Source organism: Mangrovimonas spongiae, from assembly GCF_003944795.1.
Classification (GTDB): Bacteria; Bacteroidota; Bacteroidia; order Flavobacteriales; family Flavobacteriaceae; genus Mangrovimonas; species Mangrovimonas spongiae.
In genome coordinates this window covers 202,157-221,771 of record NZ_RWBG01000005.1, presented here as the reverse complement: position 1 = coordinate 221,771, position 19,615 = coordinate 202,157, and the positions used below count along the sequence as shown (strand labels likewise).

Here is a 19,615-nt window from a genome sequence, read left to right as displayed (position 1 = left end):
AGTTTTTTATCCTGTAACAAATTTTAAAAATTCTCCTTAGATAGCCGTTAATTATTTGATAATTTATCACCTAAATTGTTAACAAAAAATCAATGATATCGATATCGTCTGCGTAATCATGCAGTTCTGGTTGTTGTGTATTACCAAATTCTATTTCTGAATTTAAAAAGTTTTTAGCCACTACACACTGTATTTTCTCTTTATCGGATGCTAACTTGGTTTTTAACGCGTCTAAATCATCATAATATTCATAAAATACAGTAGCAATAGGTGACGCATAGCTACGATCTTCTTTAATCATAAGGAATCCATTTTCTAGCATCTCAAACTCGCTCATTAAATAAACAGCTTTGTTGTAATCGTAATTGTTAGCATATTTTGCTTGATTAATAATAGGATGCCAGTGGTAAATGCCTTTAAAAAAGTTATCGAAATCATATCCTTTAGGCACAAATAACTTGGAAACACTTCTACAGCCTAATCCATAATAAGTAAAAATATCTTGTGATAACGCTTTTAAATCTGCTTCAGATTCATTTCCTGTCAATACGGCAACCGAATTTCTGTTTTTTCTAATAATGGCCGGTTTATCTTTAAAATAATATTCAAAGTATCTGGCTGTATTGTCGCTTCCTGTAGCAATAACGGCGTCAAAATTTTCTAGCTTATCATTAGTAAACGTAATTTTACCTTTAAAAGTTGGTTGAACGTGTTCTAAATATTTTGCTAAAAAGGGAAGTAGTTGCTTATCGTTACTAGAGGGTTTTACTAATACATTATGACCACTAATTAAAACACATAAAAAATCGTGAAATCCAACTAACGGAATGTTTCCAGCCATAACAACTGCCACTGTTTTGGGGTGAATATCGTCTAACTTATAGTGGTTTAACCAATTAGATAGGTTCTCTTCTGTAAGTAGATCACTCCAACCTCTTAGCGCAAATTGAATGTTAGCTTTTGTAAACCACCCGTTGTGTTCTTCAGCTAATTGAATTTGGTGTTTAAATCCATCAAAAAATAAATCATTAAAAGGAATATCATCATTCTTTTTAAAGTTATTATTAGAAAACTGACTTAAAAAGTCGCCTAATTTGGAGAAAGCACTAATTCTTTGCTGTAAATCCATTCTGTGTTTGGTTATGAATAGTTTTGGCTTTATTTTTGTTGTGCAAAGTTAGAAAAATGAACGTGAACACGAGTTTTATTTTAATGGAATATAAAGCTCATAAAAAAAGAAAACCTTATTATGGCAATAATAATAACTGATGAATGTATAAATTGTGGTGCTTGCGAGCCCGAATGTCCTAATACTGCAATTTATGAAGGAGCAGATGATTGGCGTTACTCAGACGGTACAAGTCTAGAAGGTGATGTAGTGTTACCTAATGGTAATGCTGTTAATGCAGACAATGCTCAAGAACCAATAAGTGACGAAATTTATTACATTGTTCCTGATAAATGTACCGAATGTCAAGGATTTCATGAAGAACCACAATGTGCGGCTGTATGCCCTGTAGATTGTTGTGTTCCAGACGAGGATCATGTAGAAACCGAAGAAGTATTGCTTGGTAAGCAGGCTTTTATGCACCCAGATGACTAAAAATGGACTAGCATTATAAATTAACATTATAAAAACCTTAAGCATAGACTTAAGGTTTTTTTTGTTTAAAAAGTGTTATTTTAGCTTGGGTAAACTTATTTGTATGAAATATTATTTAATCGTTCTTGTTTGTGCATGTTGTTTGCTTTCATGTAACGAAACTACTAAGCAAACCGAGGATCCTTTGCCATCAATTAATTGGAAAGCCAGAAAAACAACAGTATTTGCAGATTCTACATTTGTTACAGGAGCTACATATCTTTCGGTGTATTCTCAAATATATAGTCTTACCGAGCACAGGACTCACAACTTAACAGCAACTGTAAGTATGCGAAATGTGAGTCCAACAGATACAGTTTATATAGATAAAGCCGATTTTTACGACACTCATGGCGATTTAGTTAATTCATACATAGAATTTCCAGTATACCTAAAACCACTTGAAACTTTAGAAATAGTTATTAAAGAATCGGATAAAAGTGGAGGCACAGGAGGGAATTTTATTTTTAATTGGCATGTTCCTAAAACAACTCACGATCCTTTATTTGAAGCAGTAATGATTTCCACTATGGGACAACAAGGCTTATCATTTTCGACAGAAGGTAAGCGTATAGAATAATTTAAACGTATTATCGAGTTGTCTTAAAAAAACAATTTCATTTCATTAAAATACTAAGCAAGGAATTAATTACATTTGCAGCCTTAAAAAATACTAATACAATGAAAGCAGGAATTGTAGGATTACCTAATGTAGGAAAATCAACGTTATTTAATTGTTTGTCTAATGCCAAGGCACAAAGTGCCAACTTTCCTTTTTGTACGATAGAACCTAATGTTGGGGTTGTAAATGTACCAGATCCTAGATTATCTAAATTAGAAGAACTCGTAAATCCAGAGCGCGTTATTCCTGCTACAGTAGAAATAGTCGATATTGCTGGTTTAGTAAAAGGTGCTAGTAAAGGTGAAGGTTTAGGGAATCAGTTTTTAGCTAATATTCGTGAAACCGATGCTATTTTACACGTATTACGTTGTTTCGATAACGATAATGTAGTGCATGTTGATGGTAGTGTTGATCCAATTCGTGATAAAGAAACTATCGATATCGAGCTTCAACTTAAAGACTTAGAAACGGCAGAAAAGAAACTAGATAAAGTAAAACGAGCAGCCAGAACAGGCAATAAAGAAGCTCAAGCCGAAGAAACAGTATTGTTAAAAGTTAAAGACGGTTTAGAATCTGGTATTTCTGTTAGAGCTTTAGAGTTTAGTGACGAAGATTATGAGGAATACGTTAAACCACTACAATTTATTACAGACAAACCTGTGATGTATGTTTGTAATGTAGATGAAGGTTCTGCAGTGTCTGGTAATGCTTATGTTGACAAAGTACGAGATACCGTAAAAGATGAAAATGCTGAAATTTTAGTATTAGCCGTAGGAACAGAAGCCGATATTAATGAGCTAGACGACTACGAAGAGCGTCAAATGTTTTTACAAGATATAGGACTAGAAGAACCAGGATCATCAAAGTTAATTCGTTCGGCATACAAACTTTTAAATCAACAAACTTACTTTACTGCAGGTGTTAAAGAAGTGAGAGCTTGGACGGTAAACGTTGGTGCTTCTGCACCACAAGCAGCAGGTGTAATTCATACCGATTTTGAAAAAGGTTTTATTCGTGCCGAAGTTATTGCTTATAACGATTATGTAAGCTACGGTAGCGAAACTAAAGTTAAAGAAGCTGGAAAAATGCGTGTAGAAGGAAAGAATTACATTGTAAAAGATGGCGATATTATGCATTTCTTATTTAATGTGTAAACATTTTTTTATACTAAATAATAAAGTCCCCATTTACTTATGTAAGTGGGTTTTTTATGAAATATACTCAAATTGAGTATTGCCTAAACACTCTGTATTCAATAGATTTGTAGGAAAAGTCTATATTTTATGAAACGATTTATCTTACTTTTTACATTAATTACTCTATTAGGTTGTAGCTCAGACGATAGTTCAGATAATCCCCCAGAAACAACTATTATAAATGGAGGCGTTATACGTACCTCTCAATTTGTTAAGATTAATTTACAGCAAAACATTACTCAAGACACCTATACTGGAACACTTGATGATATGTCAATTTCTTTAGTGAAACTTAGCGAAAACTCAATAGGATTTATTGTAGGTGAAGACTTTCCTTTTGGCGAAAGTACTTTAAATATACCTAATTTTAATACAAAGGTAAAATATACTATAGAAGATACTGTACTAACCCAAACAGTAGATGAGGTATTAACAGAATATACGACCAATTTAACTACTTTTGGAGAAAACTTTCCTTACGGCAATAGTGTATATGACCAAGAAGCAATTGCAGCATTGAATGATTATAACACTACTATTTCTCAATTAAATGAATTAGAAAAAGCGCAATTGGCTAAATTTTATGTTGCCAATGAAGATTTAATAAACGATTTATTAAATACAGATTATTTAGCACCATTAGAGAATGCTAGGTTTGGACGAGATAATTATATTGATGACCTTATAAATGGTATGAATGAAAACCAATTATACGTTGCCATGGGCGGGGCTATTTTTACATTTGGCGAAAGTGTTTGGTTAGCATATGGTTGTATTACACTTGGTCAACCATGGGCAGCAGCTGGTTTTGCCACAGTAGCTTTAACAGCTTATGTAACTACAGGCAAACTTATGACAGAGATTGAGTCTCGAAAACTAAAACGAGTAGATGCCGCTATTGATGGTATTATTTCTGATACGGGAAGAGGATCTACTATGTTATCATTTAACTCTGGTGAACAGAAAATGATGGATTTAAATATTGCAGCAAGAACATTAAATTCTGACGATAGAAATGATTCTTCAAGCATTATTTCTGGATTTTTTACGGCTTTTGACGATCTTAATGAGTTAATTGATAAAATTAATGAAACTATTTTATGGATTAATGAGAATACTTGGTTTACACTATCAGAGAAAGAACATGTTGGACCAAATAACTCTACCCCAACTTTTGAGTCAGTAACATCAAATACTTTTAATGGATTCTCATTTTCCGTTTCCCATAATGATTTATCAATAAACTCTATCAGTTTTGAAAATAACCAATTAGTTATGGCTATTGATGTTAGTGAAGATGCCAATGTTGGCGAAGATGAATTTATAGAGTCTACTTTAAACTACTCTTATAATGATGAATTAAATAGCTTTAACGGTAGTTTTCCTATTAGAGTTTATCCTGAGGAGATAAATATAGATTTATCAGGTAATTGGATTATGGAAATTAGTGGCGGCTATCTATTTGGAACCTATGATGATGAAGCGGCATTATACCGTTTTGAATTTAATGCTAGTTCCATAACATTTAATCAAGTCACGATATTAAGTGATGGATACCAAGAAGGAGGAAACGAATTAAATTCTGCGTTTAGTAATAATGCTTATACGCTTGAAGGCACTCAATTAAGTATGGATTTTTCTGGAGATAGTGCAATAACACCTAGTTGCTATAATTCAGATACAGAAGAATGGGAAGATTATTCACGTGATTTTACATTTATTTTTACTGTAGAAACCCAATATAATTTTGATACCGAAATGTTTACTGGAACTGTAAATGAAATTATAGATTATAGCACAGGAGAAGTAATTCCATGTGAGTCTACTACTGATTATGATGGCACGAGTGCTATTCAAATTTATAGAGAATAACTTAATAAAATAGTTTAATATAATTTAAAACAGGTTGCTATTTTTCAACCTGTTTTTTTTATTCTTCCTCACCATAAGCATCTTCTTGTAAATCGTAATTTAAAATAACGTGTCCATCATCGTTAACTTCTAACTCATCTGCAGAGAAATTTGTTAAGGTATAATGTAGCTTACTGTTAATTTTTACAAGATAAATACATGCGTCAGTTTTAAGTTCAACTGCTTCAATAGTGTGATTATGATGGTCATCAAATGTTATAACATCGCCATCATTATAGCCGTCAGGAAATTTTTGGTTTAGTAACTCAAGAATTTCCGGAGTGATCTTTTTGTAGTCTACGATTACTCTTTTCATTACTAAAGATTTAAATTAATATTCGTCTCTATCTTCTTTAGCAATTTTTATAAAGTTACGAAAAAAAATGATTCGTTTTTACTTGATTATCAGTATTTAAGTGTAATTTGTTTTTATTATGAGTTGTAAAACTGAAACGCTTCGTGTAATAAAGATGTTTCTACTTGGCAATCTATTTTTGGCTGACTAATATTTTCTAATAGCACAAAATTAATATTCCCATGTTCGTTCTTTTTATCGTATTTTAAAAGGTCGATTATAGGCGTTATATCATTGTTACCAATATTAACACGGCCAAATATTTTAAGAATGGTTTCTTTTATGTCTAAAACAGTTGTTTTAGGAAGTCCTTCTTGTTTTGAAGCAATATAACTTTCCATAATCATGCCAATGGCAATAGCTTCACCATGCAATAAGGCTTCTTTTTCGGTGTTGTTTAAAAAGTAAGTTTCGATAGCGTGGCCAAGTGTATGGCCAAAATTTAGTATTTTTCTTAAACCTAATTCGTTAGGATCTTCTTCAACAACGGCTTTTTTTATAAGGATAGATTCGTAAATTAATGTATCAAACTTTTCTTGTGTCATGCTTTCCAATGTCTTAAAAGCATTCCAGTGTTTTTCATCTTGAATTAATCCATGTTTTAGCATTTCGGCAATGCCAGATCGCATTTGGTTTTCTGGAAGACTACTTAAAAAAGCTGTGTCTATTAAAACCATATCACCAGAATTAATAACACCTATTAGGTTTTTTAGTCCGCCAAGGTCAACCCCTGTTTTTCCACCAATAGAGGCATCTACCATGGCTAATAAAGACGTTGGAACATTTATATAAGCCAGACCACGTTTATAGGTTGAGGCAATAAATCCACCAATATCGGTTATAACACCACCGCCAAGATTTATCATAAGGCTTTTTCTGTCGGCATTAAGTTCGGTTAACGCTTTCCAAACACCTAAACACGTTTCAATATTTTTATGTTCTTCACCAGATTCAATCTCTATAATTTCTATAGGTAAGTTTGTTTCTACATGTCCTAAAAAATAAGGTAAACATGCATTATGAGTATGATCATCAACCAAAAGAAAAATTTTAGAGATGTTATTGTTATGTAAATACTTGTTTAAATGTGTATAACAAGATTTGTTAAAATGTATATCGCAATTATTAGTTTTTATAGAAATCATGCTTATTGTAAAATATGATGTGAAAATAAGATGTATTTTTTTATAATAAAACAGTAACTCCTAATTATATTTGCACAGTAAATTTTTTGAGGAATTGAGTAAACGTATTTTCGATAATACCGAAGTTGCTTTTGCGCTTAAAAGTAACTCCGAATTAAACAGGGCTTATTACCTGTTTAAAATGATTGCTTATGAACCACTTGTAAAACTAGGTAAGTGGTTAACACATTTTGCTATTAAGGCAAAACTTCCTGTAGATGGCTTAATAAGAGCTACCGTTTTCGATCATTTTTGTGGCGGAGTAAACGAGAAAGATTGTTTGCCCGTAATTGATGCTATGTATTCCAAAGGCGTGTGTTCGGTTTTGGATTATTCGGTTGAAGGCAAAGCCAATGAGGCACATTTTGATGATGCCATGCAAAAGATTGTTGAAATCATAAAATTTTCAGCAAATAAACAGGCTATGCCTATTGTTGTTTTTAAACCAACTGGGTTTGGGCGATTTTATCTTTATCAGAAAAAAGGCGAAGGAAAAGCATTTACAAAAGATGAAGAAGCCGAATGGAATCGTGTTGTAGAACGTTACGATACCGTTTGTCGCTTAAGTAAAGAAAAGGATGTAGAAATTTTAATTGATGCCGAAGAAACTTGGATGCAAGATGCTGCTGATAATCTTGTAACTTTAATGATGAAGCGTTATAACACCGAAAAGCCTATTGTTTATAATACCTTGCAAATGTATCGCCATGACCGAATGGCCTTTTTAAAAAACGAGCATGAAATGGCCAAAAAGGAAGGTTATTTTTTAGGGTATAAAATAGTAAGAGGTGCTTACATGGAAAAAGAAAATGAGCGTGCTTTAGAGCTTGGTTATCATTCGCCAATTTGTGATAGTAAATTAGCAACCGATGTTAATTTTAATACAAGCGCAAAATATATCTTAGATTATATCGATTTAATTTCTGTTTTTGTAGGTACTCATAACGAAGAAAGCTGTTACCTTGTAATGGATTTAATGGCTGAGAAAGGCATCTCTAAAGACGATAATCGTGTGTGGTTTGGTCAATTGTATGGTATGAGCGATCATATAAGTTTTAACTTGTCTGAGCTAGGTTACAATGTGGCTAAGTATGTTCCTTTTGGTCCTGTAAAAGATGTGTTGCCATATTTAATACGTAGAGCAGAGGAGAATACGTCGGTTTCTGGGCAAACTGGACGCGAATTAACATTACTTTCTATAGAAAAGAAACGTAGAAAAATGCTAGTATAGTAGGGCTTAAGAACGGAATTTAGGGTTATTTGGGTTATACTCGGGTACTATACTTTTAATTTTTGAAACAATTTCTATGTCTTGTGTTTCTGGAGAAATTTCACATAGCTCTTCAATAGCATGATATGTTTTATTAATTTGAGTGAATTTGCCCACGACTTTAATTATTTTTTTATTCTCTGTAGGTTTTGTGTCTTCGTTATCTGTAAGAAGCTCTTCATGAATTTTTTCACCTGGCCTTAATCCTATTATTTTTATATTAATGTCTTCTGGATATTTTAATTCAGAAAGCTTAATCATACTAAGAGCTAGGTCAAATATTTTTACAGGTTTACCCATATTAAAAAGAAATGTGTCATGATTATTTCCCATTGTGGAGGCTTCTATTATTAATTGACAAGCTTCAGGAATAGACATAAAATAGCGGCTCATATTTTTGTGAGTAATTGTTAATGGACCGCCATTTTCAATTTGTTTTTTAAATAATGGAATTATAGAGCCATTTGAACCTAAAAGGTTGCCAAAACGAGTCGTTATAAATGTTGTTTTTCTATTTCTTTTTTGATATCCCAAAAGCATTTCAGCAATACGTTTTGTAGCCCCCATAATACTGGTAGGATTTACAGCTTTATCTGTTGATATTAAAATAAACTTGTCAGCGTTAAATTCTACAGCATTATTAATAAGATTTTTAGTGCCAAGAACATTTACTTTAACAGCTTCGTAAGGGTTTTGCTCCATAAGTGGCACATGCTTATAAGCAGCAGCATGAAATACAATATTAGGTTTATAAGTATTGAATACTGTTTTAAGTTTAAGATTATCCCTTATATCTGAAATAATAAATGTTATATCATTCCTGTGGTCTAAAAAAAGTTCTTGCTGTAAATTATATAGTGCAGATTCTACATTATCGATAAGAATAAGTTGTTTAAACTTAAAAGGGATTAATTGTTTAACCAATTCGCGACCAACAGAGCCAGCAGCACCTGTTATTAAAATGGTCATATTTTGATATACTTTATTTAGTCTTTCAGGTGATTGATTTATGGGCGATACTTCTAATAGATCTTTTATAGTAATATTTTTAATTAGATGACTTGTTTTATGGTTATTCACCTGCGAAACTATTTTAACATTTAGATTAATAGAATAAAAATGATTAATTAACTGAAGTAACTTATTAGAATCGATATGTGATTTAGCAATAATAATATCATCTATTTTATATTTATCTATGAAGTCTTTTGTGAGGTTTTCTAAATGATAAATATTTAGAGCTTCAATTTTTGTTTCATTTTTATCTTCACCAATAAAGCCTAAAACATTATAATTAGTACTTTTTGATTGTGCTAATAAATTATAGGTCTCTTTTGCTAAAGTGTCAACGCCATAAATTAATATTGTTTTATGATTTTTGCTTGGTCCTAAATTATTGTTTTTAAGTTTCTCCAAAATATGACTTAATTATATTAACAATGCGTTGTAAATCTTTTTCGCTAAGGTTTGAACCGCTAGGTAAGCATAAGCCTCTTCTATGCAATTCGCTTGAGACACCATTTAGGTATGCTGGAGTATTTTTGTATACTGGTTGTAAATGCATAGGTTTCCATGAAGGCCTAGATTCTATATCATGATTATTTAACCATTCCATTACATTGTTTCTGGTGGTTTCATTATCCAAAAGCATACAGGTTAACCATCTGTTTGAACGATATCCATTAGGTTCTTTTAAAAATGTAATTCCTTTTATATGATTCAGACTTTGTTGATAATATTTAAAGTTTCTTCGTCTTAACGAAACATACTCATCGAGTACTTTTATTTGACCTCGGCCTATACCAGCAATAATATTAGACATGCGGTAGTTGTAACCAATAGTTTGGTGTAAGTAGTGTTCTCCTGGTTCTTTTGCTTGAGAAGCAAGAAAAATAGCCTTGTTTTTAAAACCTTTAGATTTTGATATTAATGCGCCGCCGCCTGAGGTGGTTATAATTTTATTACCGTTAAATGAAAGGATAGAAAAATCTCCAAATGTGCCACATTTTTTTCCATTAAGGTCACTTCCAAATGCTTCGGCACAATCTTCAATTACTGGAATATCATATTTTTTAGAAATGGTTTCAATTTGTGTTGCATTATACGGCATACCATATAAGCTTACTGCAATAATAGCTTTTGGTTTTTTGCCTTTGCTCATTCTATCTACTATAGCTTCTTCTAGCAATTTAGGACATATATTCCAAGTCTCTTTTTCACTATCAATTAAAACAGGTGTGGCGCCTAAATATTTAACTGGGTTTACAGAAGCTACAAATGTTTTTGTTTGGCATAAAACTTCATCATTAGCTTTAACTCCAATCATTTTTAAAGCAAGATGAATAGCCGCAGTTCCCGAATTTAAAACAGCTACATGTCTATTTTGATTGAGGTATAACTCTATATCATTTTCAAAACTATCTACATTTGGTCCCAATGGTGAAATCCAATTTTGCTCAAAGGCGTCTTCAATAAACTTTTGTTCATGACCACTCATATGAGGTGGCGATAACAAAATTTTTGAATGTAATTTGGATTTATTATTCGTCATTTAAGTAATAATGATAACTGTTATTCTTTTATAATCCGTTGTAATGTTTTAAAAATAAGTTTAATATCAGTTATTATTGTAGAATTGTTAATGTATTTTTTATTGAGAGCTATTTTTTTCTTTAAAATCTCATTTAAGTACATTTTTTCAGGGTCTTTTGCTTTTTTAAGAAGCTCTGCTTCATTTCTAAAAACAATTGAGGCATAATCGGTAATACCTGGTTTTACATTAAAAACCTCTAAATCTTCTTTAGAGTAATAATTTACATATTCTCTTACTTCTGGTCTAGGGCCTACAAAACTCATTGTACCATTTAACACATTAATTAATTGTGGTAGTTCGTCGAGTTTATATTTTCTAAGATAATAACCTATTTTTGTTACTCTAGCATCATTATTTCCTATAGTTAATAGGCCATCTTTGTCTGCCCCAATGAACATGGTTCTAAATTTATAAATTTTAAAATCATTATTGTTTTTACCTACCCGAGTTTGAGTAAAGAATATGGGGCCTTTAGAGTTTAGTTTTATTAAAATGGATAGTAATAAAAATAAAGGCAGTAAAATAATAATACCTGTAAAAGAGAAAACGATATCGAAAATACGTTTAATCATTTAAAAAATAGATAATACAATGGGAAACTCATATTAAAAGATTTATCATTCCCAAGTAAACGCTTTTACGGTAGCAATACTGTCGCAGTTTTCAACTTGAAGTGATGCTGCTTTACTATCAATTTCACCTTCTATAAAGTAGATGCCGCATGGTGTGCTTCGTGGCGTGCTTTTAGAGAAAATTACGTCACCTTCTTTAAGAATTTTGTCAATTAAAAGAGAATCTAATTCACCTGAGAGGACTTTAGATTCAATGTTAGCATTATATTGTAAAGGCTTGTTGTTAATATTCTTTTTAACTCTAGCTTCAGGACCATAGTCGCAGGATACCTTTTTTCCATTTAGGAAAAAAAATAAAAAAACAAGACCGATAGAAAATCCACCAAGATAAAAGCCTAGTCTATGAATAAATTTCATGTTATTTTTTCAATTGAGAATTGATAGCGATTAAAAAATCAATAAATTAATATCGCTGTGTTTTAAATCAAACCATTCGCCAACCGATTTGTTGGTAAGAATGCCGTGGTAAAAGTACAAACCATTTTTTAAACCTCTATCAAATCGTAAAGAATTTTCTAAACCACCGTCATCTGCTATTTTTAAGATATAAGGGGTAAACATATTACTTATTGATATGGATGCCGTTCTGGAAAATCGCGCTGGTATGTTAGGTACGCAATAATGAATAACACCATGTTTTTTAAATGTAGGTGCCTTATGGGTAGTAACTTCACTGGTTTCAACACAACCTCCCATATCTATACTTACATCTATAATAACAGCACCAGATTTCATGTTTTCAACCATAGTCTCTGTAACTATAATAGGCGAGCGATTTTTACCTCGTACAGCTCCAATAACAATATCGCAACGTTTTAATGCTTTTAAAAGGTTTTTGGGTTGTATGGTGGACGTAAATAAAGGTTGTCCTAAGTTTTTTTGTATTTCACGTAATCTGGTAATAGAATTATCAAAAATTTTCACATTAGCTCCTAAACCTAAAGAACTTCTTGCTGCAAATTCTCCTACAGTTCCTGCACCTAAAATAACAACTTCTACAGGAGGAACACCACTAACATTACCAAACATTAAACCGTTTCCTTCGTTAACATTGCTTAATAATTCGGCAGCAATTAAAACTGAAGAAGTGCCTGCAATTTCACTCAATGATTTTACAGCCGGATAAGTTCCATCATCATCTTTAATAAATTCAAAAGCTAATGCAGTAACACGTTTTGCAGCTAATGTTTCAAAATATTTTTTAGTTTGTGTTTTGAGCTGTAACGCAGAAATTAAAATGGATTGTGGATTTATTAATTTAATTTGATCTAGAGTAGGAGGCTCAATCTTTAAAATCATGGGGCAAGCAAATACTTTAGCCGTGTCTTTTGTTATTTCGGCACCAGCTTCAGAATAATCTTTATCACTAAAGTTGGCACCTTTTCCAGCGCCAGACTCAATTAAAACACGATGCCCATTATTAACAATAGCAGAAACAGCATCGGGTGTTAGGCAAACACGCTTTTCTTGAAAAGCTGTTTCTTTAGGAATACCAATAAATAGGGAGCTTTTACTTTTTAAAATCTCTAAGCGTTCTTCTTGAGGAATTAATTGCTGCTTAGTAAAAGGTGATAAGGATTTTGACATGTTGAGTCCTGTTTAAAAACTCAAATTACAAATTAATTTTTATCTGTAACGAAATATTTTAAAAATACTGTTTGATTTTTCCCCAAAGTGTTGTTGGTTTAATTTTAAACTCTTCTTCAAGTTCTTCCATGGATTTATTAACACTTGTAAGTTTATTAAACATTTGGGCTCTGATTAAATATATTGACGGGATAACAATAGCCATTACAGGTAGTAAATAAATTATTAAATTTTCATCAACCCAATACAAATCACTATTTAAAATTTCTATTATTTGATAAATAAACATTGCTATTGGCACTATCAATGTGTGATACCACCAATGGCGACAAGTAAAAAACCAAATTAGGATTAGGAAGAGAGGGATTATTTTGCCTATAAGAGTCCATGCAAGTACATATGCACTTTCATAATATTTACTATCATAAGTAAATAGAAAAGTGTTCCAAACTTTTTGGTCTGGAACACTTTCATGTAATGTAAATAAAAAAGGTGTTAAAGCTATAAAAGTAGCTATTAAACTACCAAATAACAACTCTTTTCTATTATTCTTAGAGCTGTCTTGGCGCTTTGATTCTTCTCTTTTCGATTTCTGTAGTTTGTTGTCCATCTAGGTCAATTAAATTTGTCGCTTGAGCTGTAAACAACATTCCACCGAAAATTGCAATTGCAATAACATACTTTTTAGTTTTCATAATTTAAGGGATTTAATTAATTAATTACAATCCAAAAGTATGTTTACAAGTAGTATCTTTTACGGTTAAAATGTTAAAATTATGTTAAAAACCATGGTTTAGGTGGTTTTTAGTTACGGTTTTTCCGTAAAAGAACTTGTTTCCGGTAGAAAAGGTGCTTAGTTATATACTGTTTACACTTAAAATTCTACTATTTATATTATTAAACTTTATGGCAACTGTATCATAATCAGACACTAGTTGCTCGATTAATTCAGGCCATTCAATAATTTTCCAATGATCTGAATAGATGTAATCTTCAATTCCAAAATCGTAAGCTTCGTCTATATTATTAATGCGATACAAATCAAAATGAAAAATTTTTTCACCATTACATTTGTACTCATTTACTATTGAATAGGTCGGACTACTAACTTCATCTTGACTACCTATACGTTTTACCAAAGCTTTAATGAAAGTGGTTTTTCCAGCTCCCATTTCTCCATAAATTAATATGGTTCTTGTTTTAAGATGAGTAAGAACTTGACTTGCAATATCTTCTACATCGCTAATTGTATATATTATATCCAATCTATCAAAAATTACTTTGCAATGTAATAAGAATAAATGAAAAAAACCAACAAAGAATGTATTTCATCGGTTTTTTTTGCATTACATAGAGTTATTTAGGTGACATTGTGATAAATGGAATAATCATTTCTTCTAAAGAAACACCCCCATGTTGATAGGTATTTCGGTAATAACTAACATAGTGATTGTAATTATTGGGGTAGGCAAAAAATAAATCACTTTTAGCAAAAATAAAGGAACTACTCATAGTAATTGAAGGTAAGTGAATTGTTTTAGGGTTTTTAGCTACTAAAACATCTTTGTCTTCATAAGTTAAACTTCTACCGGTTTTATATCTTAAGTTTAAACTCGTGTCTTTATCACCAATAACTTTTGATGGGTTTTTAACATTTATGGTACCATGATCTGTAGTTATAATAAGTTTAAAACCTAATTGTTGCGCTTGTTGAATAATTTCTAACAAAGGTGAGTTTTTAAACCAGCTAAGGGTTAAAGAGCGGTAAGCTTTATCATTTGCTGCTAATTCTTTAACCACATCCATTTCGGTTTTTGAGTGAGATAGCATATCTACAAAATTGTATACCACAACTGTTAGGTCGTTATCTTTTTGAGATTTGAAATTATCGGCCAACTTTTTTCCAGATTTTAAACTTGTTATCTTATGATACTCGTGTTTTATATTAGTAAGCCCTAAACGTTTTAATTGTGCTTTTAAAAAATCGTTTTCATGAAGGTTTTTTCCGCCTTCATCGGTGTCGTTTTTCCAAAGATCTGGATGTAATTTTTCCATATCGGCGGGCATTAGTCCAGAAAAAATAGCATTTCTTGCATATTGTGTTGCCGATGGTAGAATACTGTAATAAGGGGACTCTTGTTCTTTTTTATAATAATTATTTAAAACAGGCTCAAAAGCTTTCCACTGGTCGTAGCGTAAATTATCTACTACAATTAAAAGGGTTGGTTGTTCTTTACTTATTTCGGGAACTATTTTTTCTCTAAATAGGGTATGAGACATTACAGGTGAATCTACATTACCATCAAACCAATTAGGGTAGTTTTTGTCAATAAACTTTCCAAACTGAATATTCGCTTCATTTTTTTGAGATTCTAAAATCTCAAACATACCAATATCTTCAATATCTTCAAGCTGCAGTTCCCAATAAATAAGTTTTTGGTATAAGTTTGCCCATTCCTCGTAAGAATTCACCATGGTTAAATCCATCGCAATTTTTCTAAACTCTTGTTGATAGTTAGAAGTCGTTTTTTCTGATACTAATCTTGAATGATCGAGGTTTTTCTTTAAACTAAGTAATATTTGATTTGGGTTTACGGGTTTAATTAAATAATCGGCAATTTTATTACCAATAGCTTCTTCCATAATATATTCCTCCTCACTTTTGGTGATCATAACAACAGGAAGCGCATTATTTATGGCTTTAATTTCATTAAGTGTTTCTAAGCCAGTTAAGCCTGGCATATTCTCATCTAAAAAAACAATATCAAAAGTAGAGCTCTCTAAGGCTTCGATGGCTTCGGTACCACTTTTACAGGTAGTTACGTTGTAGTTTTTCTTTTCTAAAAATAAGATATGAGGTTTTAATAAATCAATTTCATCGTCAACCCAAAGAATATTTATATTGTTCATGTATATTTGTTTAAATTAAAATGTAATAGATAAAGTTTGAAAGCACAAAACAAACTTAAAATATTTAACGATCCAATTTACGGATTTATTACCATTCCTAATACGCTTATTTTCGATTTGATTGAGCATAAGTATTTCCAAAGACTTCGCAGAATTACACAAATGGGCTTATCTTATTTGGTGTATCCTGGAGCTCACCACACAAGATTTCATCATGCCATAGGGTGCATGCATTTAATGAAAAAAGCAGTAAATGTGCTTCGTTTTAAGGGAGTTACTATTTCTGAAGATGAAGAAAACGCACTTTATATTGCTATTTTATTGCACGATATTGGTCATGGGCCATTTTCTCATGCCATGGAACACAGTATAGTAAACGGTGTCTCTCATGAACAAATTTCTATGCTTTTTATGGAGCGCTTAAACAAAGAATTTAACTCAAGTTTAACGCTAGCCATCAATATTTTTAAAGGAGAATATCACCGTAAATTTCTTTGTCAGTTAATTTCTGGACAATTAGATATGGACCGTGCCGATTATTTAAAGCGCGATAGTTTTTATACTGGTGTAGCAGAAGGCAATGTAAATAGTGAGCGTTTAATTACCATGCTTAATGTGGTAAATGATAAATTGGTTGTTGAAGAAAAAGGGATTTACAGCGTAGAAAAATTTCTTTTAGCAAGACGCTTAATGTACTGGCAAGTATATTTACACAAAACAAGTTTGGTAGCCGAACAGCTTCTTATTAGGGTTTTAAAACGAGCTAAAGAATTAAAAAGTCAAGGTGTTAACCTTACAGCAAGCTCAGCATTAAACTATTTTTTAGATCATAATATTTCAATAGAAAATTTCGATACCAAAACTTTAGATACGTTTTCACAGTTAGATGATTATGATATTGTATCTGCAATGAAAGAATGGCAATTTCATGATGATTTTGTGTTAAGTAATTTATGCGATATGATTGTTAACAGAGATTTGTTAAAAATCAAAATAAAGAAGAAAGCTATTAAGCTTGAAAAACTTGACAAGCAAATAGACAAATTAATGAATAGGTATAACATAACTAATCATGAGGCTAACTACTTTGTGTTTTCAGGAGAAATAACCAATCAAGCATATAAGTCAGAAAACCAAAACATTAACATTCTGCATAAAAACGGCAAAATAGGCGATATTATTAATGCTTCAGATCACTTTAATTTAAAATCGTTAGCAAAACCAGTAACCAAATTTTATATCTGCTATCCTAAGCAGAAAATTTAACAGTTTTTTCATATTTTTGCAAGAATGAAATTTACAGCACAACAGATAGCAGGAATTTTAGAAGGTGATATTGTAGGAAACCCAGATGTTGAAGTTTCCAAACTTTCTAAAATAGAAGAAGGCACTAAAGGCTCTTTAACCTTTTTAGCCAATCCTAAGTACCAACAATATATATATTCTACCAAAGCTTCGGTAGCCATAGTTAACAAAACTTTTCAACCAGAAAGCAATATTGATACCACACTAATAAAAGTAGACGATGCTTATAAAGCGTTCTCCAAATTATTAGAGTATTACAATATGGTAAAGCTTAATAAAGAAGGTATCGAGCAACCTTCTTTTATAGCAGAATCAGCAAAAAAAGGAGACAATATATATATAGGCGCATTTTCTTATATAGGAGAAAATGTAACAATTGGTAATAATGTAAAAATATTTCCAAATAGCTACATAGGAGATAATGCTGTTATTGGAGACCATACCATAGTGTTTTCTGGGGCAAAAATTTACTCCGAATGTATTATAGGAAACAACTGTGTGGTTAATTCTGGAGCTATTATTGGTGCAGATGGTTTTGGATATGCGCCAAATGAAAATGGTGAATATACTAAAGTACCACAAACAGGTAATGTTATTCTGGAAGATTATGTTGATATTGGAGCAGGAACAACAATAGATCGTGCCACCCTAGGATCAACTGTTATACGTCGTGGTGTTAAGTTAGACAATCAAATACAAATAGCACACAACGTAGAAATTGGCAAAAACACCGTAATAGCAGCTCAAACAGGCATTGCAGGATCAACAAAAATTGGCGAGAACTGTCAAATTGGTGGACAAGTAGGTATTGTAGGGCATATTGTAATAGGTGACAATGTAAAAATTCAAGCCCAATCTGGTATTGGTAGAAATATTAAAGATAACGAAGTATTACAAGGATCACCTGCGTTAACTTATGGCGACTACAATAAGTCCTATGTATATTTTAAAAAATTACCACAAATTGTAAAAAATATAAACGATTTAGAAAAGAAAGTCAATGGCAATAGTTAGTACCGAAATAAAACAAAAAACTATAAAAACGCCTGTATCGCTAACGGGTGTTGGGTTACATACTGGTAAAAATGTCACACTTACATTCACACCAGCACCAGTAAATACAGGGTTTGCTTTTAAACGTGTTGATTTGGAAGGCATGCCAATAATAGAAGCCGATGCTAATTATGTAACAAACACACAACGTGGCACATGTTTAGAAAAAAATGGTGTTGTAATACAAACATCAGAGCATGTTTTAGCCGCATTAGTAGGTTTAGATTACGATAATATTATTATTGAATTAGACGCTTCCGAGCCTCCAATTATGGATGGTTCATCTAAGTTTTTTGTTGAAGCTTTAGAAAAAGCAGGGATTGAAGAACAAGAGGCATTTAGAGAAGAATATGTGGTTACAGATGTTGTTTCTTACAGCGATGAAGAATCTGGTAGCGAAGTGCTTGTTATGCCAGCCGAAGAATATCAAATAACTACAATGGTAGATTTTGGTACTAAAGTTTTAGGTACGCAAAACGCCACATTAAAGCACGTTTCAAATTTTAAAGAGGATATTTCAGACTCTAGAACATTTAGCTTTCTACATGAAATAGAAATGTTATTGGAGCACGGATTAATAAAAGGTGGCGACCTTAATAATGCTATTGTTTATGTAGACAAAGAAATTTCTCCAGAAACCATAGAAAAACTTAAAAAAGTATTTAATAAGGATACTATATCAGTTAAACCTAATGGTATTCTAGATAATTTAACACTTCACCACCCTAATGAAGCAGCAAGACATAAACTTCTTGATGTTTTAGGAGATTTAGCGTTAATAAGAACACGAATAAAAGGTAAAGTAATAGCAAATAAACCAGGACACTATATAAATACACAATTTGCTAAAAAACTGTCTAAAATAATTAAAAACGAACGCCGTAACCATGTACCAAAGGTAGATTTAAATAAAGAGCCTTTAATGGATGTTACGCAAATTATGGCTATGTTACCACATAGACAGCCATTTTTATTAATCGATAAAATTTTCGAGTTAACAGATTCTACCGTAATTGGTATGAAAAATGTTACCATGAACGAGCCATTTTTTGCAGGACATTTCCCCGGAGCTCCAGTAATGCCAGGCGTGCTTTTAGTTGAAGCTATGGCTCAAACAGGTGGTATTTTGGTATTAAGTACTGTGCCAGACCCAGAAAACTACTTAACATTCTTCATGAAAATAGATAATGTTAAGTTTAAACAAAAAGTTGTTCCGGGAGATACCGTAATTTTTAAATGTGATTTAATTTCACCAATACGCCGTGGAATTTGCCATATGCAAGGATATGCTTATGCAAATGGTAAACTTTGTGCAGAAGCAGAGTTGATGGCACAAATCTCTAAAGTAAAATAAT

At 31.8% G+C, this 19,615-nt stretch carries 19 protein-coding genes; 8 read left to right on the top strand and 11 right to left on the bottom strand.

All coding sequences use genetic code 11. From position 1 onward, the window contains the following. Positions 1-70 precede the first annotated feature (70 nt). Positions 71-1,129, bottom strand: a complete 1,059-nt coding sequence (locus EJA19_RS11700; protein WP_125468558.1) for an acyl-CoA reductase — start codon at positions 1,127-1,129, stop codon at positions 71-73. Between the two features lie 120 nt (positions 1,130-1,249). Between EJA19_RS11700 and EJA19_RS11695 the strand changes: the two genes are divergently transcribed. The 4 genes from EJA19_RS11695 (at position 1,250) to EJA19_RS11680 (ending at position 5,332) form a co-directional block, all read left to right on the top strand. Beyond that, positions 1,250-1,603: a 4Fe-4S dicluster domain-containing protein gene (locus EJA19_RS11695; RefSeq protein WP_125468557.1), complete on the top strand. Its 354-nt coding sequence runs from the start codon at positions 1,250-1,252 to the stop codon at positions 1,601-1,603. Positions 1,604-1,706: 103 nt separating this feature from the next. After that, entirely contained in the window at positions 1,707-2,222 is a 516-nt protein-coding gene (locus tag EJA19_RS11690; RefSeq protein WP_125468556.1) for a DUF3124 domain-containing protein, read from the top strand. A gap of 101 nt (positions 2,223-2,323) precedes the next feature. Next, positions 2,324-3,418, top strand: coding sequence for a redox-regulated ATPase YchF (ychF, locus tag EJA19_RS11685; RefSeq protein WP_125468555.1), 1,095 nt, complete (start codon positions 2,324-2,326; stop codon positions 3,416-3,418). 129 nt (positions 3,419-3,547) lie between these two features. Continuing rightward, positions 3,548-5,332 carry a hypothetical protein gene (locus EJA19_RS11680; protein WP_125468554.1) on the top strand — a complete coding sequence of 595 codons (1,785 nt, stop codon included), beginning with the start codon at positions 3,548-3,550 and terminating at the stop codon, positions 5,330-5,332. A 58-nt stretch (positions 5,333-5,390) separates the two neighbouring features. Here the strand turns inward: EJA19_RS11680 and EJA19_RS11675 are convergent, their stop codons facing one another. Continuing rightward, a complete protein-coding gene (locus EJA19_RS11675) occupies positions 5,391-5,687 on the bottom strand; it encodes a hypothetical protein (protein ID WP_125468553.1) in 297 nt (98 codons plus the stop codon). Between the two features lie 116 nt (positions 5,688-5,803). After that, positions 5,804-6,871 (bottom strand): 3-dehydroquinate synthase, encoded by a 1,068-nt coding sequence (gene aroB, locus EJA19_RS11670; protein WP_125468552.1) that lies wholly within the window; start codon positions 6,869-6,871, stop codon positions 5,804-5,806. Positions 6,872-6,965: 94 nt separating this feature from the next. Here aroB and EJA19_RS11665 point away from each other — a divergent pair, with 94 nt between their 5' ends. Beyond that, positions 6,966-8,141 (top strand): proline dehydrogenase family protein, encoded by a 1,176-nt coding sequence (locus EJA19_RS11665; RefSeq protein WP_240640283.1) that lies wholly within the window; start codon positions 6,966-6,968, stop codon positions 8,139-8,141. Between the two features lie 6 nt (positions 8,142-8,147). Here the strand turns inward: EJA19_RS11665 and EJA19_RS11660 are convergent, their stop codons facing one another. The 8 genes from EJA19_RS11660 to porX all read right to left on the bottom strand — a co-directional run bounded on the left by EJA19_RS11660 (position 8,148) and on the right by porX (position 15,902). Beyond that, entirely contained in the window at positions 8,148-9,596 is a 1,449-nt protein-coding gene (locus EJA19_RS11660) for a polysaccharide biosynthesis protein (RefSeq protein ID WP_125468551.1), read from the bottom strand. Continuing rightward, positions 9,583-10,731, bottom strand: coding sequence for a DegT/DnrJ/EryC1/StrS family aminotransferase (locus tag EJA19_RS11655; protein WP_125468550.1), 1,149 nt, complete (start codon positions 10,729-10,731; stop codon positions 9,583-9,585). The genes EJA19_RS11660 and EJA19_RS11655 overlap by 14 nt, the downstream gene beginning before the upstream one ends. A 20-nt stretch (positions 10,732-10,751) precedes the next feature. Then, complete coding sequence (locus tag EJA19_RS11650; protein ID WP_125468549.1) at positions 10,752-11,345, bottom strand: sugar transferase; 594 nt, start codon at positions 11,343-11,345, stop codon at positions 10,752-10,754. Positions 11,346-11,390: 45 nt separating this feature from the next. Continuing rightward, on the bottom strand, positions 11,391-11,762 hold the full coding sequence (locus EJA19_RS11645; RefSeq protein WP_125468548.1) for a hypothetical protein: 372 nt from the start codon (positions 11,760-11,762) through the stop codon (positions 11,391-11,393). A gap of 30 nt (positions 11,763-11,792) precedes the next feature. Further along, positions 11,793-12,992, bottom strand: a complete 1,200-nt coding sequence (locus EJA19_RS11640) for an alanine dehydrogenase (protein ID WP_125468547.1) — start codon at positions 12,990-12,992, stop codon at positions 11,793-11,795. 58 nt (positions 12,993-13,050) lie between these two features. Continuing rightward, on the bottom strand, positions 13,051-13,602 hold the full coding sequence (locus tag EJA19_RS11635) for a G-protein coupled receptor family protein (RefSeq protein ID WP_240640282.1): 552 nt from the start codon (positions 13,600-13,602) through the stop codon (positions 13,051-13,053). Between the two features lie 247 nt (positions 13,603-13,849). Next, positions 13,850-14,257, bottom strand: a complete 408-nt coding sequence (gene tsaE / locus EJA19_RS11630; protein WP_125468546.1) for a tRNA (adenosine(37)-N6)-threonylcarbamoyltransferase complex ATPase subunit type 1 TsaE — start codon at positions 14,255-14,257, stop codon at positions 13,850-13,852. Positions 14,258-14,348: 91 nt separating this feature from the next. Next, the gene (gene porX, locus EJA19_RS11625; protein ID WP_125468545.1) at positions 14,349-15,902 is read right to left on the bottom strand and encodes a T9SS response regulator signal transducer PorX; all 1,554 of its coding nucleotides are present in this window, start codon (positions 15,900-15,902) and stop codon (positions 14,349-14,351) included. Positions 15,903-15,938: 36 nt separating this feature from the next. Between porX and EJA19_RS11620 the strand changes: the two genes are divergently transcribed. The 3 genes from EJA19_RS11620 to EJA19_RS11610 are packed head-to-tail and all read left to right on the top strand — an operon-like array spanning position 15,939 to position 19,614. Beyond that, a complete protein-coding gene (locus EJA19_RS11620) occupies positions 15,939-17,168 on the top strand; it encodes an HD domain-containing protein (RefSeq protein WP_125468544.1) in 1,230 nt (409 codons plus the stop codon). A 24-nt stretch (positions 17,169-17,192) separates the two neighbouring features. Next, the gene (gene lpxD / locus EJA19_RS11615) at positions 17,193-18,221 is read left to right on the top strand and encodes a UDP-3-O-(3-hydroxymyristoyl)glucosamine N-acyltransferase (protein ID WP_125468543.1); all 1,029 of its coding nucleotides are present in this window, start codon (positions 17,193-17,195) and stop codon (positions 18,219-18,221) included. Continuing rightward, on the top strand, positions 18,208-19,614 hold the full coding sequence (locus tag EJA19_RS11610) for a bifunctional UDP-3-O-[3-hydroxymyristoyl] N-acetylglucosamine deacetylase/3-hydroxyacyl-ACP dehydratase (protein WP_125468542.1): 1,407 nt from the start codon (positions 18,208-18,210) through the stop codon (positions 19,612-19,614). Before lpxD ends, EJA19_RS11610 begins: the two co-directional genes overlap by 14 nt. Position 19,615 lies beyond the last annotated feature (1 nt).